Origin of the sequence: Devosia albogilva, assembly GCF_042685625.1 — a bacterium.
In the GTDB taxonomy this organism is placed as follows: Bacteria; Pseudomonadota; Alphaproteobacteria; order Rhizobiales; family Devosiaceae; genus Devosia; species Devosia albogilva.
Window position 1 is genome coordinate 921,693 of sequence record NZ_JBHUNP010000001.1, and the last position, 19,308, is coordinate 941,000.

18 protein-coding genes are annotated in these 19,308 nt (G+C 61.8%); 12 read left to right on the forward strand and 6 right to left on the reverse strand.

Going from position 1 to position 19,308, the window contains the following annotated elements; translation table 11 throughout:
• The first annotated feature begins 146 nt into the window (after positions 1–146).
• From ACFSX5_RS04660 to ACFSX5_RS04670, 3 genes are all read left to right on the forward strand, one after another.
• Complete coding sequence (locus tag ACFSX5_RS04660) at positions 147–1,175, forward strand: LacI family DNA-binding transcriptional regulator (protein ID WP_386832126.1); 1,029 nt, start codon at positions 147–149, stop codon at positions 1,173–1,175.
• 270 nt (positions 1,176–1,445) lie between these two features.
• Positions 1,446–2,663 carry an AAA family ATPase gene (locus tag ACFSX5_RS04665; RefSeq protein WP_386835577.1) on the forward strand — a complete coding sequence of 406 codons (1,218 nt, stop codon included), beginning with the start codon at positions 1,446–1,448 and terminating at the stop codon, positions 2,661–2,663.
• Positions 2,664–3,289: 626 nt separating this feature from the next.
• A complete protein-coding gene (locus ACFSX5_RS04670; RefSeq protein WP_386832127.1) occupies positions 3,290–3,718 on the forward strand; it encodes a hypothetical protein in 429 nt (142 codons plus the stop codon).
• 283 nt (positions 3,719–4,001) lie between these two features.
• Here the strand turns inward: ACFSX5_RS04670 and ACFSX5_RS04675 are convergent.
• Positions 4,002–5,242, reverse strand: a protein-coding gene (locus ACFSX5_RS04675) for an IS3 family transposase (protein WP_386832128.1) whose coding sequence is annotated in 2 segments (ribosomal slippage) — positions 4,002–4,882 and positions 4,882–5,242 — 1,242 coding nt in all. Because the reading frame shifts where the segments join, the coding sequence is not laid out codon by codon here.
• 105 nt (positions 5,243–5,347) lie between these two features.
• On the opposite strand from ACFSX5_RS04675, the gene ACFSX5_RS04680 reads away from it, so the two are divergent.
• Positions 5,348–5,536, forward strand: a complete 189-nt coding sequence (locus tag ACFSX5_RS04680; protein WP_386832129.1) for a hypothetical protein — start codon at positions 5,348–5,350, stop codon at positions 5,534–5,536.
• Between the two features lie 213 nt (positions 5,537–5,749).
• Positions 5,750–6,325, forward strand: coding sequence for a YcnI family copper-binding membrane protein (locus ACFSX5_RS04685; protein ID WP_386832130.1), 576 nt, complete (start codon positions 5,750–5,752; stop codon positions 6,323–6,325).
• Between the two features lie 313 nt (positions 6,326–6,638).
• Here the strand turns inward: ACFSX5_RS04685 and ACFSX5_RS04690 are convergent, their stop codons facing one another.
• Positions 6,639–8,087: a PAS domain-containing protein gene (locus ACFSX5_RS04690; protein WP_386832131.1), complete on the reverse strand. Its 1,449-nt coding sequence runs from the start codon at positions 8,085–8,087 to the stop codon at positions 6,639–6,641.
• A 163-nt stretch (positions 8,088–8,250) separates the two neighbouring features.
• Between ACFSX5_RS04690 and ACFSX5_RS04695 the strand changes: the two genes are divergently transcribed.
• The 4 genes from ACFSX5_RS04695 (at position 8,251) to ACFSX5_RS04710 (ending at position 12,730) form a co-directional block, all read left to right on the forward strand.
• Complete coding sequence (locus ACFSX5_RS04695) at positions 8,251–8,616, forward strand: response regulator (RefSeq protein ID WP_386832132.1); 366 nt, start codon at positions 8,251–8,253, stop codon at positions 8,614–8,616.
• A gap of 558 nt (positions 8,617–9,174) precedes the next feature.
• The gene (crtY, locus tag ACFSX5_RS04700) at positions 9,175–10,320 is read left to right on the forward strand and encodes a lycopene beta-cyclase CrtY (RefSeq protein WP_386835578.1); all 1,146 of its coding nucleotides are present in this window, start codon (positions 9,175–9,177) and stop codon (positions 10,318–10,320) included.
• Complete coding sequence (locus tag ACFSX5_RS04705) at positions 10,317–11,807, forward strand: phytoene desaturase (protein WP_386832133.1); 1,491 nt, start codon at positions 10,317–10,319, stop codon at positions 11,805–11,807. Before crtY ends, ACFSX5_RS04705 begins: the two co-directional genes overlap by 4 nt.
• Positions 11,804–12,730 carry a phytoene/squalene synthase family protein gene (locus ACFSX5_RS04710; protein WP_386832134.1) on the forward strand — a complete coding sequence of 309 codons (927 nt, stop codon included), beginning with the start codon at positions 11,804–11,806 and terminating at the stop codon, positions 12,728–12,730. The genes ACFSX5_RS04705 and ACFSX5_RS04710 overlap by 4 nt, the downstream gene beginning before the upstream one ends.
• On the opposite strand, the gene ACFSX5_RS04715 is transcribed toward ACFSX5_RS04710, so the two are convergent.
• From ACFSX5_RS04715 to ACFSX5_RS04730, 4 genes are read right to left on the reverse strand one after another with little or no spacing between them, the layout of a single operon-like run.
• On the reverse strand, positions 12,727–13,254 hold the full coding sequence (locus ACFSX5_RS04715) for a sterol desaturase family protein (protein ID WP_386832135.1): 528 nt from the start codon (positions 13,252–13,254) through the stop codon (positions 12,727–12,729). The two genes, ACFSX5_RS04710 and ACFSX5_RS04715, sit on opposite strands and share 4 nt — an antisense overlap.
• 52 nt (positions 13,255–13,306) lie before the next feature.
• Positions 13,307–14,506 carry an ABC transporter permease gene (locus ACFSX5_RS04720; protein WP_386832136.1) on the reverse strand — a complete coding sequence of 400 codons (1,200 nt, stop codon included), beginning with the start codon at positions 14,504–14,506 and terminating at the stop codon, positions 13,307–13,309.
• Positions 14,503–15,441: an ABC transporter ATP-binding protein gene (locus ACFSX5_RS04725; protein WP_386832137.1), complete on the reverse strand. Its 939-nt coding sequence runs from the start codon at positions 15,439–15,441 to the stop codon at positions 14,503–14,505. The genes ACFSX5_RS04720 and ACFSX5_RS04725 overlap by 4 nt, the downstream gene beginning before the upstream one ends.
• Positions 15,438–16,352, reverse strand: coding sequence for a polyprenyl synthetase family protein (locus ACFSX5_RS04730; RefSeq protein ID WP_386832138.1), 915 nt, complete (start codon positions 16,350–16,352; stop codon positions 15,438–15,440). Before ACFSX5_RS04730 ends, ACFSX5_RS04725 begins: the two co-directional genes overlap by 4 nt.
• A gap of 145 nt (positions 16,353–16,497) precedes the next feature.
• On the opposite strand from ACFSX5_RS04730, the gene fni reads away from it, so the two are divergent.
• From fni to ACFSX5_RS04745, 3 genes are all read left to right on the forward strand, one after another.
• Entirely contained in the window at positions 16,498–17,520 is a 1,023-nt protein-coding gene (gene fni / locus ACFSX5_RS04735) for a type 2 isopentenyl-diphosphate Delta-isomerase (RefSeq protein WP_386832139.1), read from the forward strand.
• 71 nt (positions 17,521–17,591) lie between these two features.
• A complete protein-coding gene (locus ACFSX5_RS04740; RefSeq protein WP_386832140.1) occupies positions 17,592–18,209 on the forward strand; it encodes a hypothetical protein in 618 nt (205 codons plus the stop codon).
• Positions 18,210–18,364: 155 nt separating this feature from the next.
• Entirely contained in the window at positions 18,365–19,303 is a 939-nt protein-coding gene (locus tag ACFSX5_RS04745) for a quinone oxidoreductase family protein (protein WP_386832141.1), read from the forward strand.
• Positions 19,304–19,308: the final 5 nt, after the last annotated feature.

Consider the following 19,308-nt stretch of genomic DNA (forward strand, 5'->3'; position numbering starts at 1 on the left):
GTGTAGAATGTTCTACGTGCATCGTTCTACAGAAAGCCGCCGATGGCAATGCCCATTTTGCCGCGCCCCTGCTGAAATTTGTGCCGTGTTGCGGCGCGCAGGAAATCCGGCCTACAACGCAGATGATCGGGCACAAGAAGCGGGACATGACTGCAACAGGCGCAGAGAAGAAGAACGGCCGCGTCACCATCCGCGAAGTGGCGGAGGACGCCGGTGTCTCGGTGGCTGCCGTTTCCAAGGTGCTGCGCGATGCCTACGGCGTCTCGGACGCCCTCAGGGCGAAGGTCCGCGCCTCCATGGATCGGCTCGGCTATCGGCCGCACACGGCGGCACGCGGCATGCGCGGGCAGACCTACACCATCGGCCTGGTGCTCCCCGACATCCGCAACCCATTCTTCGCCGACATCATGGTGGGCGTGAACAATGCCCTCGAGCGCACCCAGTACCGTGCCATGATCGGCATCAGCGAATCCTCGGTGATCACCGAGATGGCCATCGTCGATTCCATGATCGACCGGCAGATGGACGGCATCGTCCTGATCGGTTCCACCGAGGACCGCGGCAACCACGACCGCATTGCAAGTCTCAAGCCGCTGGTGACCATCGGTCACCACGATCCGGAGGCGACGTCGTTCGACACGGTCAACAACAACGACCAGCAGGGCGCGATGCTGGCGGTGCAGCACCTGGTGGCCGGCGGCTATCGCTCGATCGCCATGCTCAGCCTCTCCAGCGGTACCTCGACCATCCTGTCACAGCGCGAACTCGGCTATCGGCGCGCCATGATCGAGGCAGGCCTCGGCAAGGCCATCAACATCGTCCAGATTCCCCAGACCCTGCGTGAAGTACAACTGGCCGCCCGCCGCCTGCTGGAGGGCTCACGGCGGCCCGATGCGATCTTCTGCTGGACCGATTTCATCGCGCTCGAGGTCATCAGCGTGGCCACCGAACTCGGCCTCTCCATCCCCGCCGATCTGGGCATCGTTGGCTACGACAACACCGTCTACTGCGATTTCGCCCAGAACAGCCTGTCGAGCGTGGACCAGTCTGGCGAACAACTAGGCCTGCAGGCCGTGCGCTTGTTGATCGAACGCATCAAGGGACGCAGCAAGGCCGAGCACCTGGTGGTCACCCCCCGCCTCGTCACCCGCGGCAGCTCGACTCGCGCGGGCTGACCATCCGTTCAGAGGACCCCGCAGGCCGCACAACGGCTGGCGCAGATTCAACAGGCGATCACATCGGAGTTCGCCAGCGCTGCGGAGAGCACCCAGCGCCTGCGGCGGGCCAAGGCTCAGCCAAAGGCAAAGCTGGCAGACGTCCGGATTCCCCGTTTCGAAGAGCTGCCGCTCACTGCTTCTGCCCGCAGCTTCGGCGAGGCGGTCCTGGATGACCTGGAGAGCCTGCGGCGAGGCGAGATCTACCCGTCACAACTCCAGAATGCGGTTCTGACCGGCCCGCCCGGAACGGGCAAGACGTTGTTGGCCGGCTCCATCGCCCGGAGCGCCGGCTGGCCTTTCGTCAGCACCACTATCGGTAACTGGTTCACCAGCACCGATGGGTACCTCGGCGGCGTAATGCGCGGAGCGAACGACTTCTTCGAGGAACTGCTGAAGCATCACCAAGTTATTGGATTCATTGACGAACTTGACAGTTTGCCAGATAGGGCAGCCATGTCGGAAAAGGACCGGGAATGGTGGGGGCCCGTCGTCAATGGGGTTCTGACGGGCATCGACCGGGTGAAGGCATCCGGACGCCCGGTCATCCTTCTGGGTGCAAGCAATTTTGCCGAGAGGCTGGACGCAGCTCTCGTCCGCCCCGGACGTTTCGATCGGCTCGTGCCGTTGCTGCCGCCGTCTACCACCGAGGAGATCGTTGCCGTCTTCCGTTACTATCTCAAGTCCGACCTCGCCGAGGTGGACCTGGTGCCGCTTGCACTCCTCGCAGATGGCGCCACGCCCGCCGCGATCGAGGCATGGGTGAAGCAAGCGCGCAGGTCAGCACGAAGGAGCAACAGACCACTCGCCCTGCTTGATCTCACGGAGGCCGTAGCGCCCAAGGGCAACACCCCCCTGTCCCTGCTCGGGGCGTGCGCCGTTCATGAGGCCGGCCATGCGGTCATCGCGCACGCGCTTGGTATTCCTGTCAGGCGCGTGACGATCGTTCCGACTGCCCATGCCAGAGGCACCACCTCGCTCGATACCGCCACCGTACCGCAGACACGGGGCGGCATCGAAACCCTCGTCATGGTCAGCCTGGCCGGAAGATCCGCCGACGAGGCGCTGGGTAGTGGCGCGAGCGCCGGTGCGGAGCAGGACCTGCGCAATGCCACAACTCTGCTGGCTTCGGCGCATGCGGCATGGGGCCTCGGGAGTTACCTGTCACACCGTGTCGGTACCGGCGATCCCCTTGAGCTGATGCGCCAGGACCCCGCCCTGGAACAGCAGGTCGAACAGGACTTGCAGCGGCTCAAGGGCAAGGTGGACAAGCTCGTATCCGCTCGACGGGACGCGGTCTTGTACGTCGCCAAGGCTCTCCTTGAGGCGCGGGTCCTGAACTCGGACGACCTGGAACAGGCTATTCAAGCAAGCGGAAGCACCCCTGCCCTCTTCAGTGACGGTTTCCTGAGCGGTAACGCGGCCAATCACCCGACGTCCATTGGCTGATGGTCAGAACTCTCACTTCCATACTGTCACTTCCCATGCGGGATCCTCGGATCCCGCATGGACTGCGGCCGTCTGTTGATAACTCGGTGACCGCCCCACTCTGAAGGGCAAATGGGAACACGGCCCGCACAATTTAGGACCGGCCGGCATGCTGAAGACAAGCCTCGCATTAGCGGATCGCGGTATCCACCCTACCATGATGGGTAGGTAGCCGGTTCCACGGGCAGAGCGGACCTGGCCAAAGGCTGCTCTCGATATCTGGGGAGTTGAACCGTGATGTAAACATCGCCGCTTCTGAGCACCCACGGATGCGATAGCATCAACATGCGCGGCAATACGCAACTCCAGAGTCGGCGCCGCCGTGAACTTAGACATCGCCCGCCGAGTACGTGCTCGTGATCTATGCGAGGCTGAAGATATCGCCAGTTCATCAAACGCCGGTCGAGAGACGGCTGTTAAGGAATCTCGCCATAGAACAAGCAGCAGGCCTCGCTCGTCAGGCCTGAAGATCGCTGCGAATTAAGGGCTCATCCGTGCTCCTCTACCATTTCACCGCCGCCGAATAACTCCGGGGTATCGCCAAAGAGGGGCTCACCGTTGTCGACGTCCCCACTGATCTGCAAAAGATGGAAGGTCAAATCGGCGTCTGGCTTACGAGCGCGACCGAGCCGCACGGACATGGGCTCCTTGGCAGCCGCTTCAACAAAAAGGCCTTTCGTGTCGAGGTCCAACTCGACGAAAATGCGTTGCTCTGCCGCTGGCCTGAGTGGTCGCTCCGGAATGTCACGACGGAGACCCGCCGCATTCTGAACGGTGCCGCCGCCGAGGAGATCGGTCAGGACCTGACTCATACGTGGTGGATCTATTTCGGTTGGATCAGGCCGAGACAGATCGTCAGAGTAACCGAGATGGCAAGTGGTGAAGAGGTCGAGAACTGGGCCACCTTCTGGCCTGAACACCTGATCGTTCCGGCGGTTTCGTTCCGACGCAAAATGATATGGCAAAAGAAGATGCTCAAGGAAGTACGCCGCGCCCTGGCGCAGAAGCGGCCATAGTACTGGTTTCGGCATTCTCTACATCCTGGAGAGTCTGGTGGCGACCGATTACCGATGGCCGTCTAGCTCGACTGCTGGAGCCATGGTGCGAGCCGTTTGCCGGCTACCACCTCTATTACCCTGATCGGCGAAACACGACGGCTTGCGAGCTGTTCAAGGAGACACTCCGAGCAAGCAGGGTCTTGTGAAGGACTGGTCAGGCGTCCCCTGCGCAACCCGGAACTTGATCGGTTTCGGGACGGTGGAGCGCACCCCATTTTGACCGGACAGGCGGCGGTTGGGTTTAGGCACTGAGGCGCAGGAACTCGCGTGGTGAGCGGTACTTGAGGCCGGAGTGCGGGTGGACCTCACAGTAGTCGTCGATCCATTCGGGCAGCAAGGCCAGGATTGTGTCGGCGTCTGGGAGGATGACGGTTGAGGCGTAGTCCCTCTTCAGGGTTTTGACGAAAGCCTCGGACATGCCATTGCTCTGCGGGCTTCGGACCGGGGTGAAGAGCAGGTCAATGCCCAGTGCCGCGGCCACTTGTGCTGTCTGCCTGGCGACATAGGCGCTGCCGTTGTCGGAGAGCCATTCGAGCCGGTGTGGGACCTTGAGTGTGCGGAAGCGGCGCTCGACAGCCGCGATCATCAGGTCACACACCATCTCGCCAGAGATGCCGGCATTGGCAACGGCCGACCAGGCGATGATCTCGCGATCGCAGGCATCGATGACGAAGACGATGCGAACCACCTCGCCATTGCGGGCATGGATCTCCAGATGATCGGAGCACCAGCGGATATTGGAGCGCAGGGCAACGACAACACCATCGTGGGTGCGGGCAGGCCGCAGAGCCGTATGCTTTTGAAGGGTGAGGCCGTTCTGCTGCATGATCCTGAGAACGCGCTTGGCGTTGACCACGGGCTTGCCGTCTTTACGCCGCTGCCGGTTGAGCAATGCTGTCACACGGCGATAGCCATAGGTGGGGCGCTGGTCGATGATCGGCCGCAGTTCAGCAAGAACGACCACATCATCGGCCTTGCGGTAAGGTCCGCGTGACTTGGCAGGCTTGCTGGCACGCTCGACCAGGTTGGACCTGGAGACGCCCAGCGTACGGGCAATGGCACTCACTGGGTATCGTCCTCTGGATTGCTCCACGACAGCAAGGGCGAGGTCCGTTTTTTTGGGCGCGCGAGATCAAGGGCTTCCTTGAGGATCTCGGCTTCCATCGTCTTCTTGCCCAGCATGCGCTCGAGATCGCGCACACGCTTCTCCAACTCGCGGACCTGGGAGGCGCCAACAACATCCTCGTCGGCCTGAACCGCCGCGTGGCCGCCTTCGAGCATGCGGCGCTTCCAGGCGAAGAGCTGGGACGGGGAAATGCCGGCGCGTCGTGCCACATAGGACACGCTCATCCCCGGCTGCATGGCCTCCTCCACCAGCCGCACCTTCTCGGCGACGGACCAGCGCCGCCGGCGCTGCACGGAGGTGATGACTTCGACGCGTCGAAACGGCTCGTCGGGACTCTTGGACATAGTCGTACTCATAGGCGCATGCCTATGCCTTATCGGCTATGCCGCCTGTCCGGTCAAAATGGGGTGCGCTCCACGTCGAGCCAACGCCCTCTATGCTGCAAGCACGGAGGTAACGCGATGACAAACCAGCGAGAGATCAAGCGTCTCATCAGCCAGTTCCTGAACGGGGTTGCCCTTGCGGTGATCTCCGGCACCATCATTCTTCCGATGGTCAACGGTACGGCACAACTAGGACCAGCGATCGTCGGTGTCGCGGTTGTTGTGCTGTGTCTGCTATCCTCGTGGGCGCTATGGAGCAGAACCTAGGGATGTCCGTGCCCCAATGGCAGCTTCCGACCCCATGGTTGCCGTTCAGTCTCTGAGGTCGGCTTCCCGAAAGCTGCCGCAAGGATGCGGGACGCAGGATTCAAGAGAAAGCCTTGTTGCCGTCCCGCCGCGATATGGACAGCTGACGCGAATTCGGGCTCCGCGAGTCAGCTCGTTGCGCACTTCGAGAATGTCTGCGGCTTCGTAGAGCCAATGAAGAAACTGCCCCTATTGCTCGCCACCACAGCCCTGCTCGCCGGCGCGCTGCCGGCCCAGGCCCATATCGTGCTCCAGGAGGCCGAGATTGGCAAGACCTTCCGCGCGGTATTGGTGGTCGACCATGGCTGCGGCAAGGCGGCGACCACGGCGGTGCGCGTGCAGATCCCCGAAGGCTTCTACAACGTCCGCCCGATGCTGAAGGCCGGCTGGACGGTGGAAACCGTACGCGGCCCCTACGAGACCCCGTTCGAGAGCCACGGCTCCATGCTCGAGGAGGGTGTGAAGGAAATCACCTGGACCGGCGGCGAACTACCCAACGACTTCTTCCACGAGTTCGTCTTCCGCGGCACCTTCGGCGCCGATGTCCCGACCGACCAGCCGTTCTATTTTCCGGTGATCCAGACCTGCGGCAACACCGAAGACGCCTGGATCGACACCTCGGGCGGCGAGAATGCCGAGCTCCCCGCTCCCTCCGTGACCCTGTCCCGGGCCGAGGCGAGCGACGGCCATCACCATGGATCCTCCTCCAAGGCACCGGTATCTGCCGGTGCGCTGAAGCGCCGCCGCTAATCAGTCACCGATCTCATGGGTCTACCTGGATGAGGCTGTGATCGGTGAGATCGCAGGCAAGGCTGCTGGTGCCAGCGTAACCACGGGACCGCACGGGAGGATGGGACTGACTTGCCCCTTGTGCTCCTCGGCCTGGCAGCGATCACCATTGCTGCGTGCTATTCCTGCTTTGGCTGATCGCACACTTCTGCATCCAACACTCGCCGCACTTTGTGGGTGTTTTTATCGGCGAGTCAGGTGCTTCCCGTTGAGGTAAGTAGTTGCTCCCATGTCCACCATCTGGCGACCTCAGCAGAACTGCAGCGTTGGCATTTTACGCCCGCGCGCCTGCAACAACCAGTGCGTCTGGAGTCGTGCGGAGCTCGAACCGAATTCCCTCGACACGATAATCAACAGAAGCAGTACCCTTGAGCGAGGCCGCCAGCGCTCGTTCGATCATGCGGCTCCCGAACCCAGTGCGGGTAGGTTGGTGAACCTTCGGCCCACCGCTCTCGGTCCAGCGGAGCACGAATTCGCCGTCTATCTCCCATTGGATCTGCACCGTGCCCGTATCATTGGACAGTGCTCCATACTTTACGGCGTTAGTTGCGAGCTCATGCAGGGCCAAGGTCAGGGCGCTGCTGGCCGCGTGTGAGATCTCTACATCCGGACCGGACAGTGTGATCCGAAGATCGTTGTTAAACGGACGGACCGCGCGTTGCACCGTCTGGCGCAATCCAGCAACATCCCAATCCTTACCAGTAAGGACGTCATGAGCACCGCCGAGTGCCTCAAGGCGTCGCGCCACCACGTCTCGCAACTCGTGGGGCGGCAGGTCGGAGCGGAGTGATTGGCTCACAATCGATTGGACGGTTGCAAGGGTATTCTTGATGCGGTGGCTCATCTCCTGGTTCAACAGCGAGCGGTAGGCCTCGGCCTCCTTTCGCTCCGTGATGTCCATCGAAATGCCACTCATGGTTAGTGGTCGGTGCTCCTTATCGAACCGCGTCTGCGAGCGGATTTCGATCCATCGTTCTTCGCCAGTCGGAGTGGTGATGCGGTACTCGATGTTGAACTCGCCATTCCCTGCCAGGGCGGCATCCAGTATCTCGCGCCAACGCTGAATGTCGTCGGGATGTATCGACGCTTGCAGATCCTGGTAAGTGAACGAATCCGAAGCGCCGCGTCCGAAGTTCAGCTTGCACAGTGTGCTTACGACCAGGCGCTGTTTGGGCACGTCAAGCGTCCAAGTCCCCAAGCCGCCTGCCTTGAGTGTGAACTGGAGGCGCTCTTCGGCTGCGGTTAGGTCCGCAATGCGCCTGCGCATTTCGTCGTTGCTGTCCGCATCGGCCAGCGGGGCGCCCAGCTTGTCCCTGGTGACGTCAAGCTGCGAGGCAAAAAAATAGGTGAGTTCGCCGCCATCGAACACCGGTGAGATCAGCACTCTGTTCCAGAAGATGTCGCCGTTCTTCTTGTAGTTGAGCAGTTCGACTTCAATCGGCTCGCGCTGCTCGATGGCCGTGCGGATTCGCGCCACGTCTTCGTTGTTGGTTCCAGGTCCTTGGAGGAAACGGCAGTTTCGGCCCAGCGTCTCTTCCCGAGTGTAGCCGGTGAGCCTGTGAAAGGCGTCGTTGACGAACACGATCGGGTTGTCGGGAAGGCGAGGGTCGGTGATCAACATGGGCATCCGGGTGGCCCGCATCGCGGCTGCGAAGGGGTCGGAACCAGGATTAGCGGCATGGATTTCGTCGTTGATCCGACGATCTTCGTTGGGATTACTCATTGTCGGTCGCGTGTAGCAGTGGCCGTCACAAAACGCTTTTTGCGACAAGAAGCTGCCACTGCCAACCCTTAAGCAATATTTTGATAGATATGTTGTGATACCCGCATCGTTACTCCGACCTGATCATTCCTCCACTGAGGCGTCAGTCGCCTGAGGATGGACGATGCCTTCTCCCATCACTGTGCTGGTCGTCGAGGACGAACCGCTTGTCCGCATGGACATCTCCGAGCAAATGCGGGATCTCGGCTTCATAGTGTTGGAAGCGGCCGACGCCGATGCGGCGATCATTCTGCTGATGAGCAACTCAGACATACAAGTTGTGTTTACGGACGTGGATATGCCCGGCAGTATGGATGGCCTCAAGCTCGCAGCCGCGGTACGAGACCGATGGCCGCCTGTCAAAATCATCGTAACATCCGGCCATCGCAAGGTGCAACCCGCAGACATCCCGCAAGAAAGCCGCTTTTTCCGCAAGCCATACGTGGCGAGGGATATTGCCGCGGCGGCGGTGGAGATGGTGAACGCCTGACTGGGGTATTCGGGGCGCAAGCGCCAACCAGCAATATTTCGGACCGCCGGCAGCAACGCCGACCGGTTCTATTTCGGCTGCTCTCCACCTTTGACGTTGCCTCCGACCATGGAAGATTCCCGGCCGCCGATCGAATTGAGCTGCCCCGCTCTACGCTGGCCCAATATGAAGAGGGTAGAGGCGTTCGCCTCCCGGCGCTTCGGCAGTCAAGCCATACACATCTGGTACGAAGACCATGGCATGGTCATCCACCTCGACAACGACGCCATGGGACCAGCGTGATCCGACGGTTGACATGCCTGACTCCTACCAGACCCGGCACAGCAACGAGACCGGAAAATGGGAACACGATGGCGCTTGGTCACAACAGCCGCCGCCCATACCTTGCAACTTTGGTCGCTTCCGTTCCGTATGTTTGCAGTAGAGTGGTAAGTTACGAGGCTGCCCTTCTGGCTAAGGCTTAGTGCTAGTGTTCGGTAGCGGTGGTGAAGGGTTGGGTTCGACAGCGTGGGATCAGTCAAGTCAATCGTCACACCAGAGGGTGACGCGCGGTTGATCGTGGCGGGCGGAGGGCTTGCGGCGGCGCTCATTGCACGTCGGCTCAGCCTGCACTCGAACGACCGCGTTCTGATCCTCGAAGCCGCTCCAGAGCCGTTCGGTGAGCATACATGGTCGTTCCACCTGCACGATGTCGGTGAGGACGATCTCCCTTGGCTGATTCCGATGATGGCGTACCAATGGCCAGGACAAGCGGTTCGCTTTCGGAACTACCGACGTGATCTATCCTCCGGCTACGCCACCCTGACATCCGCCTCCGTCCGCGAGAGCATGAAGCAGCTAAGGAACGTCGAAATCCGCTGCGGTGTACGCGTGGAATCGGTGGGCAGTGACCGTGTTTGGCTGAGCAACGGCGAGACGCTGGACGCGAATTGCGTGATCGACGCGAGAGGATACCGGTCCAGCAGCGCGCTCGTGCTCGGCTATCAAAAATTCGTCGGTCTCGAAGTGGAAACGTCCGCTCCCCATGGCGTCCACAATCCGGTGATCATGGACGCTTCGGTCGACCAGCATGACGGCTATCGCTTCGTCTACTTGCTGCCCTTCTCCCAGACCCGCATCCTGATCGAGGATACGCGCTATGCCGATGGCGAGGCGCTGGACGATGCGGCGCTGGAGCGTGACATTCACGGCTACGCCGCTCACCAGGGCTGGAGCATTTCCCGCGTCGTCCGCCGTGAGCGGGGAGTGTTGCCCATCTCGCTGGCCCATGATGCTGACCGGTTCTGGGCAGAAGTGCCGCCCGACGTGCCGCAGGCCGGTATGCGCGCCGCGCTGTTTCATCCAACCACCGGGTACAGTCTTCCCGAGGCGGTCCGTGTTGCCAACCTCGTTGCGGAAGCCTGGCCGATCGGCAGTGCAGCACTGGCCGGCAAGCTACGGGAGCACGCGGTGCGCCGGCATCGGGAGCAGCGCTTCTACCGTTTGCTCAACCGCATGCTGTTTCTGGCCGCGGCCCCCCACCGCCGGCACCTGGTGCTGCAGCGATTCTATCGTCTTCCCGAGCCGCTGATCGAGCGGTTCTACGCCGGTCGCACCACTTGGGCAGACATGGCTCGTATCCTGGTGGGCAAACCGCCCGTTCCCGTTCATCGCGCGCTGGCCTGCCTGCGCGAGAGGCCACTTTTTACCCCGGAGAGATCGTGAGTTCCGCCAAGACCGCAGCCGTGATCGGAGCTGGCTTCGGGGGCCTGGCCCTCGCCATTCGCTTGCAGAGCGCCGGCATCCAAACGACCGTGTTCGAGAAGCGCGACAAGCCTGGAGGCCGCGCCTATGTCTATCATGACAACGGCTTCACTTTCGATGCCGGGCCCACGGTAATTACCGACCCCGACTGTCTGGAGCAGCTCTGGGCGTTGTCGGGCCGGCGCATGTCGGATTACGTGACGCTGCTGCCGGTCTCGCCCTTCTACCAGCTTTGCTGGGAAGACGGATACCGGTTCGACTATGCCGACGACCAAGCGCGGCTCGACGCACAGATTGCCGCCAAGTCACCGGAAGACGTCGAGGGATATCGGCGCTTCCTGGCGTATTCGTACGAGCTTTATCGGGAGGGATATGAGAGGCTCGGAACGGTGCCGTTCCTCAACTTTGGCTCAATGCTCAAGGCAGCGCCCCAATTGGTGCGGCTCGAGAGCCACCGCAGCGTCTATTCCAAGGTCAGCCAGTTCATCAAGGACGACCACCTGCGTCAGGCCTTCAGCTTCCACTCGCTGCTGGTCGGCGGCAATCCGTTCGAGACCTCCTCCATCTACGGGCTGATCCATGCCCTAGAGCGCAAGGGCGGCGTGTGGTTTGCCAAAGGCGGAACCGGAGCGCTGGTCGCAGGCATGGTGCGCCTGCTCGAAGACCTCGGCGGCAGGCTCGAGGTGAATGCCGAGATTGATGCGATAGACGCTTCGAGCAAGAACGCCACAGGGCTGCAGCTGAAGGATGGTCGGCGCTACCGGTTCCACCAGATCGCGTCCAATGCCGATGTAGTCCATACCTATCGCGACCTGCTGCGGGGCACGGAGCGCGGTCGGAAGAACGGCAGGGCATTGTCTAGAAAGCGCCATTCTATGTCGCTGTTCGTCATCTACTTCGGCCTCAAGACCACCCATCCCGAGTTGAAGCACCACATGGTCCTGTTCGGCCCGCGTTATCGCGAGTTGATCGCGGAGATCTTCAAGTCGGATGGCTTGGCGGACGACTTTTCCCTCTACCTGCACGCACCGTCCGTGACGGACGACAGCCTCGCCCCTCCAGGCCACAGTGCCTATTACGTTCTGTCCCCGGTGCCCCATCTGGGCACCGCAGACATCGACTGGGCGGTTGCCGGGCCGAAATACCGCGATCGAATCCTCAAATACCTCAACGATCGCTACATTCCCGGCCTGCTGGACGATCTCGTCACCGTACGGCACTTCACGCCGTTCGATTTCCGCGATGAACTGAATGCCCATGTCGGCTCGGCGTTTTCGATCGAGCCGATCCTTACGCAGAGCGCCTGGTTCCGGCCGCACAACCGCGACGACGTTATTCCGAACTTCTACATCGTCGGTGCCGGTACGCACCCGGGAGCCGGCATTCCGGGTGTCGTCGGATCGGCCAAGGCGACGGCGGGCCTGATGATCGCGGATGCGAGGGCATGAGCGACAGCGTCGTTGACCAGAGCGAGCAAGCGATCGCACAAGGATCGCAGAGCTTCGCCGCTGCCGCCCGTCTGTTCGACCGGCACACACGTGATGACGCGGTGATGCTCTACGCCTGGTGCCGGCACTGCGACGACGTGATCGATGGCCAGACACTCGGCCATGACCAGCATGTCGAATTTCGAGCCGGACAGCAGGAGCGGCTGACCGAGCTCCGCAAGCAGACTGCTCGGGCGCTGAAAGGGGACGCCGGCGAGGACTACATCTTCACGGCCTTACAGCGGGTGGTCGCTCGACACGATATCCCGCACCGCCACCCGCAGGAACTGCTGGCCGGCTTCGAGATGGACGTCACTGGCCGCCGCTACAAGACGATCAACGACACGCTCGACTATTGCTACCATGTAGCGGGCGTCGTGGGCGTGATGATGGCGATGATCATGGGTGCGCGTGACCCGCTGGTCCTGGATCGTGCCAGCGACCTGGGGCTCGCCTTCCAGCTCACAAACATCGCTCGGGATGTGGTCGAGGATGCCCGCGCCGGGCGCGCCTACCTGCCCGCTGAACTGCTGGAGCGACACGGCATTGGCGGGATCGATCCGGACGACCGGGATCAATGGCCGAGGCTGCATGCTGCGGCGCTGGAACTGCTGGATCTCGCCGACCGCTACTATGCCTCCGCGTATGCCGGCATCTCGGCCCTGCCTCCGCGTTCGGCTTGGGCCATCGCGGCGGCACGCCGCGTTTATCGCGCCATCGGCATGAAGCTGCGGCAGGGTGGACCGGATGCCTGGCAGGCACGGGTCTCGACAACCCGGAGCGAGAAGTTGGCAATGCTCGGTCTTTCACTGGGCGACGTTGCCGCCACCCGTTTCCTCAAGGCCACAGGGCCCCGGACGGAACTCTGGCAGCGGCCTCACTAGCCTGCTTCGGGCCGATCTTCCTCCTTGAGGGCTTCCGGGTCATACGGGCGCTGGTTCTCGTGCAGTTGCTTCACCAGCTTATCGACCGGCTGAGCGTAGACGAAGCCGAAGGACACACATCCCTCCTTGCCCTGCACGGCATGGTGCAGCCGATGCGCCTGATAGACTCGTTTGAGGTAACCTTTTCGCGGGACGTATTTGAACGGCCAGCGCTGGTGCACCAGCCCGTCGTGGAAAAAGAAATAGAGAACGCCATAGATGGTGACGCCCAGCCCGATCCAGGTGAGCGGCCACCACAGGAACTGACCGAGCGCGAACAGAGCGATGGCGACGCCTGCAAACACCACCGCATAGAGGTCGTTCTTTTCGAGCGCATCGTCATGCGGCTCATGATGGGACTTGTGCCAGCCCCAGCCCCAGCCGTGCATGATGTGCTGGTGTGACCAGGTGGCGAACCATTCCATGAAGGCCACCGAGCAGAGCACGATAAGGACGGGGATCAAGAAGTACAGTATGGCATCCATGTGAACCTCCCGGGTTCAGAAGTCCGGTCCCGCCAGATACTGGCGGGCGCCATCACGATAGCCGCAGCCGCAGCCGCGATACAAACAGCGCCACCAGCACGCCCCCTGCCCCAACAAGAATCAGGCAGGCCAGCGGCGGCAACAAGGTGGAGAGGGCGTCACTCCGCCACAGCGCCCCGTGATAGGCCTCGATTGCCCAGGCATTGGGCGTATACCAGCCGATATCCTGCATCCATGGCGGCATCATGAAACGCGGCACCATCGAGCCGCCGATCGCCGAACATACGAGCACCACGAAGGTGGAGATTGTCTGGGCCTGCTGCTTGGTGGTGCATGCCGAAGCAACGGCGAGTCCAAGGCCCGCCGCGGCCGCAGAAGCCGCCAGCGTCGTCAGCATCCACGGGCCCAACCGGGCCAGCACGCTTACGCGGTAGACCAGCGCCGCCACCAGAAAGATCAGGCTGACCTGCAGCACGCCCTGCAGGATGAGAAACAGAAATTTGCCGATCACCACGACATCGATGCCCGATGGCCCGACCGCCAAGCGATCGAGGATGCCGGCATGACGCTCCTCGATCAAGGTCGCGGCGCCCTGCATGCCTGAAAACAACAGAAACAGGATGGCGATGGCGCCGGCGTAGTAGCTGACGGTCACGCTGGCACCACCAGCCATACCGATCGTCTGGCGTTCTACGAGCCCACCGGTGCCACTGTCCTCCTCGGGATCTTCACTGAGGGCGTCGAGCCCGGCTGCAAGCTGCGCTGACTGCGCCGGCGTGAAGCCACCCGCCAGGCTCTCGATTACCGGAGCCGTACGTGCCAACCCGACGTCCGGCAGGCTCTCTCCTAGCACCCGCTGGACCTGTCCTGACAGGATCGCCCCCGCTACGGCCTTGCCCGGGTCCACAATGACGCGAAGCGGTGTGGGGTCGTGCCTGAGGTCACCGGAGATGACCAGCCCGACATCGGCCTCACCGCCAGATACCATTCGTTCCACAGCTTCCGCCGACCTGCGACCGGGCAACAGCAGCAGCGACTCCTCGGCGCGGAGTGCCGACTCCAGCCGATCCGCGAGCAGGGCAGTTTCCGTCACCCCCAGTGCAACCCTGAGGCGCATCTCGTCTCCACTGATGCCCAGAAAGATCGTGGCGAAGATCACAAAGATCACCGGCGGGAGCAGGAAGGCCATAGCGAGGGCGCCGCGATCCCGGATGACGCTAAGCGCCATCACCCGCAGCATGGCGAAGATCACGCTGCACCCTCCGCATCGCGCGAAAGTTCGACGAACAGGTTCTCCAGTCCTGGTTCGCGCAACCTGATCTCCCGGGTCTCAATGCCCAACCTCGACAGGACCGGCTCCAGCCTCTCCACGGATTGATCCCCAATCGAAGCCATCATCATCCAAGTATAGCCGGCATTGGCAGCGGTGAAGCCTGCCTTGTTCAAAGCGCCCGACTGGCTCTCCGAGGCGGGCTGCCGCAGTTCGAGCACGATCTGCTTCTTGCTACGGAACGCATCGTCCACAAGCTGCCGCGGCGCTCCCTGTGGCGCGATGACTCCATGACGCAGGAACCCTACCCTGGTGCAGAGCGCATCGGCCTGAGCGAGGTCATGGGTCGCCAGCAGGATGCCCATGCCAGCGTGACTTAACTGGATGATCGCCTCGTGGATGCTATTGCGTGCGTCCAGCGCCACGCCCACGGTTGGCTCATCCAGGATAAGCAGCGCCGGCCGGTGCAGGATGGCCGCGGCAATGTTCACCCGCCGCTTCCATCCACCCGAGAGGATATCGACACGCTCATCAAGGCGATCGGCGATGTCGGTGGCACTGCTCGCCCAAACCAGGGCCTGCTTCGCCTTGTTGGAGGAGAGACCGGAGAGCTGTCCGAACACCTCCAGATTTTCACGGATGGTCATGTGTGGGTAAAGTGCCAGTTCCTGCGGCACGAGGCCGATATGCCTCAGGCTCAGGCGGCCGCTATGGCCGGCAATGGTGATGGATCCCCCACGCGAGCGCACCCGGCCACAGATTGTGCGGATCAACGTGGTTTTGCCGGCGCCGTTCGGACCGAGCAGGCCGTAGATGTCACCAGCACCAAGGGTGAGGTCGAGACCTTCCAGCACGCGCCGGTCGCCGTAACCGACAAACAGTCCCTCAACACGCAGGGGCAGCGCCTCAGCGGTCATTCGGAGCCGATCTTGGCACGAAGATAGGTGTCCATCACAGCCTGAATTGGCCCGACCGAAACGCCGCTGTCCAAGAGCGCACGCTCTGCTGCCTGCAAATGCTCGTTGCAGGTCAGGCGCGCCCGTCGCGCTCCGAACAGCGAGACCAGCGTAGCCTTGTCGCCATCCTTGAGCGTGTCCTTTCCGATTTCGGAGGTGCTGGCCGTCTTGTCCAGCAGATCATCTGCAGTTTGGAACGCCAGCCCTAGATGACGGGCGAAGCGGCGGACATGCTCAACCCGATTACCGGGGAGGTCGCGCAGAATAGCCCCCATTTCGGCGGCAGCAACGAACAGGCTGCCGGTCTTGAGCCAATTGAGATTTTCGATCTGCTCCTGATCCACCAAGGTTTCGCGGGCGTTGAGATCGATCTCCTGGCCCGCCACCAAGCCCTGGTGGCCTGAAGCAGTCGCCAAAACCGCAGCAAGACGTGTCCGCGTTGCAGCGGGGACTTCCGCCAGTTCGGCGATGATGCCGAAGGCGCGGGTCAATAGGCCAATGGCACTGAGGATAGCAGTTGCCTGGCCGAAAGCCTTGTGGGTCGTCGGCCGCTCACGCCGCATGTCTGCATCGTCCATGCACGGCAGATCATCAAGGATCAGGGAGGCTGTGTGAACCATCTCCACAGCTGCACCCAGACACAAGGCGGTTTCTGTTAAGCAGTCGTCGGGTTCGCTGACCAGGTAGAGCAGGATCGGGCGGAGCCGCTTGCTGGGCGCCAGCAGGGCATGATCCATGGCGCTTTTCAGGTTCGCCGGTGTCGGGCCGGTCTCGAGCAGTTCCGCCAGCTTGGTTTCAAGGCGGGCTCGAATTACCGCGATATCGCTCCGCCGGCCAACGCCGTTGCTGAGTTCGATGCTGGTCAGGCTCACAATGCGGCCTCCGGTCGGCTCGATATTTTGTAGTGAAACAGAAACTCACCGGGGGCGTAAGCACGTACTTTCTCCCCAGAAGGATATTTTCTTCGTGCCTTGCGAGGGCTTTTTGGACACGTTGAACAGTGGAGAGGGAGCATCATTGACCATCAACCGGAAAAACGAACATCTCGACATTGTGCTGAAGGGCCAGGCGAAATCTTCGGTCCATACGGGTTTTGATGCGATTGTTTTCGAGCATGCGGCCCTCCCTGAGATCGATATGGATACGATCGATCTGGGCACAAAGTTTCTCGGCAAGTCGATCAAAGCGCCGATGCTGGTGAGTTCGATGACCGGTGGACCGGCGCGCGCCGCCACCATCAACCTTCACCTCGCAACAGCCTGTGAGGCAGTAGGTATTCCACTGGCGGTTGGCTCACAGCGGGTGGCCATCGAGGATGAGGGCAGCGCCGGCCTGGGACTCGAGCTGCGCCGCCACGCGCCAAACATTCCATTGCTGGCGAATTTCGGCGCAGCCCAGCTCAACAAAGGCTTCGGGGCGGACCAAGCCCGTCGCGCCATCGACATGATCGACGCGGATGCGCTGATTATTCACCTCAACCCGCTGCAGGAGGCGGTGCAACCAGAAGGTGACCATGACTGGCGTGGACTGCTGAACGCGATCGCTCAACTAAGCAGGCATTCGCCGGTGCCGCTGGTGGTGAAGGAGGTCGGATCAGGTATTTCCGGGCGCCAGGCACGCCGACTGGTGGATGCTGGTGTTTCCGTGATCGATGTAGCCGGTGCTGGTGGCACCAGTTGGGCGGCCGTTGAGGCTGGGCGAGCGCAAACACTGCGCCAAGCCGCGATCGCGAGGGCCTTTGTTGGATGGGGGCAGCCGACGGCCACAGCGATCGCCGAGGTTCGCGAGGCATGTCCAGACGCGGTGCTGATCGGGTCCGGGGGGGTGCGAGACGGCGTGGACGTCGCCAAAGCCATTCGCCTGGGTGCCGATCTGGTCGGTCAGGCTGCCGGGATTCTCGATGCAGCAATCCTGTCTTCGGAAGCCGTTGAAGAGCACCTTGAGACCGTAATCGGCCAATTACGCGTGGCGTGCTTCTGCACCGGCTCGATCGATCTCGCCGCTTTGCGGAACGCGCGGCTGCAGGGAGATTTGGGGTGATTGGAAATGCGCCAACCACGTCACCGCACCCATCGCCATCCGCCGCAGCGATCCCTTGTTCGTTGTGCGACATGCTGCTGGTCTGGAGTGCAAGCGAGATGATGAACGCGGAGAACATGTTCGCAACCATCGCAGCCCGAGCTCCGGAACGGCGATTGCAGAACAAGTTCCCCACCAACAGCATGCCCTGTCGTGACTGGGCTCATGGCGAACAGGACGGGTGGCGCCTGGACGTTCGCCTAGGGTTGTTCAACCAATATCACGAAATCCAGATCACCAGCGGACCAGAGACGGTCGCGGCGGCGCTGAGACGTTTGCAACCACTCTACAACTCCTTCGATCCGGGGAGCTTCTGTGAACCGGTGTTGAAGCTGAAGATCATCTCCGACCGGATAGCGACAAATGGGTCCGCGCGGCGTTGGAACGACGCCAACGCAAACCCGCAAAGCACCTTGCCGCGCCAACCCTTCGGCCACACAGGCCGTTGTGCTGTAACGGCGAGGTCAAGGAAGTTCACTGCTGGCCCTCGCGATCGTCTCTTAACGATCATAAAGGTTCAGCCTCTATTCGAAACCAGTTCCCCCTCACTCGCTGATCTGGTGGACGCAAGCAGCACAGCAATGCTGCATTTGGGCCAATGCAGCCTGAGTCCCTGCGGTAAACGGCGCCTCTACCGCAAGTGCATCTGACCGCGTCGCATAAGCCGCTGGCTTTGCCGGTGGTCCCTTCACACCTGAGCAGGCTTGGCTAACCAGCCATTCAGCGGGGCGCGATCTTCTCAATCGGCTGACCTTGAACATCTTACTTGTTAGCTATACAAGCAAGAACAAAGAGGAGCACTTCTATGCATGCGATCATCGTGAAGCAGTTCGGTTCGGCTGATCAGCTGTCCTTCAGTTCAGTCCCTGAGGTTGTCCCTCAAAGCGGTGAGGTGGTCATAGAGGTGGAGGCGGCAGGGGTCGGACTCGTGGATGTCCTGGCTCGGAAGGGGTTTCTGGGAGTTACTGTCCCGGGGTTCATCCCTGGCGTCGAAGTCGGTGGTCGTATCGTGGCCGTTGGTCCGAACGTCGACCGCAATCTCGAAGGTACAAGGGTATTTGCCCAGGGGCAGCGCGGCTATGCTCAGCAGTTTGTGGCCAGTGTCAACGGACTGGTCCCCTTGCCGGAGGGCGTATCTTCGGAAGCAGCCGTAGCTCTAGGGGTGAATGCCCTGGTGGCATACTTCAGCCTCTCGCGGACCTCACTTGCAACGGGAGAGCGCCTGCTGGTGCGTGGCGCCAGCGGTGGCATTGGCGCCATGGTGGCCCAATTGGCCGTGCGGCACGGCGCGGTCGTTACCGCCATGACAAGCCTCGGCATGGCCGACAGGGTTGCGGCCTTGGGTGTGCAGCACGTGCTGCGGCGCGGCACCGACCCGGAGCCTGCAGGTCCGTTTGACGTGATCATTGATCCCGTGGCGGGTGAGGAGATGCTGGCCCTGGTCGGAACGCTTGCCCCCAATGGCCGCTACCTCGTGAACGGCGCTGCAGCTGGGTTCCCATCTGCCCGCATAAGTCAGGCACTACTGCAGGGTTTTCCTAAATCACCGACCTATTCGCTGCTGAGCCTCGATTCTGTGCCGCTGGAGCAAAGGGTCGAGGCGGCCAAGGCGCTGTTTGCCGAAGCTGCCCTCGGTGAGCTTACGGCGCCGATTGCCAAGGTCCTGCAACTGCGTGAGGCCGCCGAGGCTCACAGGATGCTCGAGGCCGGAGGAGTTTTTGGTAAGTTGGTGCTCAAACCATAAGGGCG

What these genes read in the sequence shown, in the direction of transcription:
- ACFSX5_RS04660 (WP_386832126.1), top strand. Translation starts at nt 147, where the DNA reads ATGACTGCAACAGGCGCAGAGAAGAAGAACGGCCGCGTCACCATCCGC.
- ACFSX5_RS04690 (WP_386832131.1), bottom strand. Translation starts at nt 8,087, where the DNA reads ATGAGTAATCCCAACGAAGATCGTCGGATCAACGACGAAATCCATGCC.
- ACFSX5_RS04710 (WP_386832134.1), top strand. Translation starts at nt 11,804, where the DNA reads ATGAGCGACAGCGTCGTTGACCAGAGCGAGCAAGCGATCGCACAAGGA.
- ACFSX5_RS04695 (WP_386832132.1), top strand. Translation starts at nt 8,251, where the DNA reads ATGCCTTCTCCCATCACTGTGCTGGTCGTCGAGGACGAACCGCTTGTC.
- ACFSX5_RS04740 (WP_386832140.1), top strand. Translation starts at nt 17,592, where the DNA reads ATGCTGCTGGTCTGGAGTGCAAGCGAGATGATGAACGCGGAGAACATG.
- ACFSX5_RS04670 (WP_386832127.1), top strand. Translation starts at nt 3,290, where the DNA reads ATGGAAGGTCAAATCGGCGTCTGGCTTACGAGCGCGACCGAGCCGCAC.
- ACFSX5_RS04685 (WP_386832130.1), top strand. Translation starts at nt 5,750, where the DNA reads ATGAAGAAACTGCCCCTATTGCTCGCCACCACAGCCCTGCTCGCCGGC.
- ACFSX5_RS04680 (WP_386832129.1), top strand. Translation starts at nt 5,348, where the DNA reads ATGACAAACCAGCGAGAGATCAAGCGTCTCATCAGCCAGTTCCTGAAC.
- ACFSX5_RS04715 (WP_386832135.1), bottom strand. Translation starts at nt 13,254, where the DNA reads ATGGATGCCATACTGTACTTCTTGATCCCCGTCCTTATCGTGCTCTGC.
- ACFSX5_RS04725 (WP_386832137.1), bottom strand. Translation starts at nt 15,441, where the DNA reads ATGACCGCTGAGGCGCTGCCCCTGCGTGTTGAGGGACTGTTTGTCGGT.
- ACFSX5_RS04745 (WP_386832141.1), top strand. Translation starts at nt 18,365, where the DNA reads ATGCATGCGATCATCGTGAAGCAGTTCGGTTCGGCTGATCAGCTGTCC.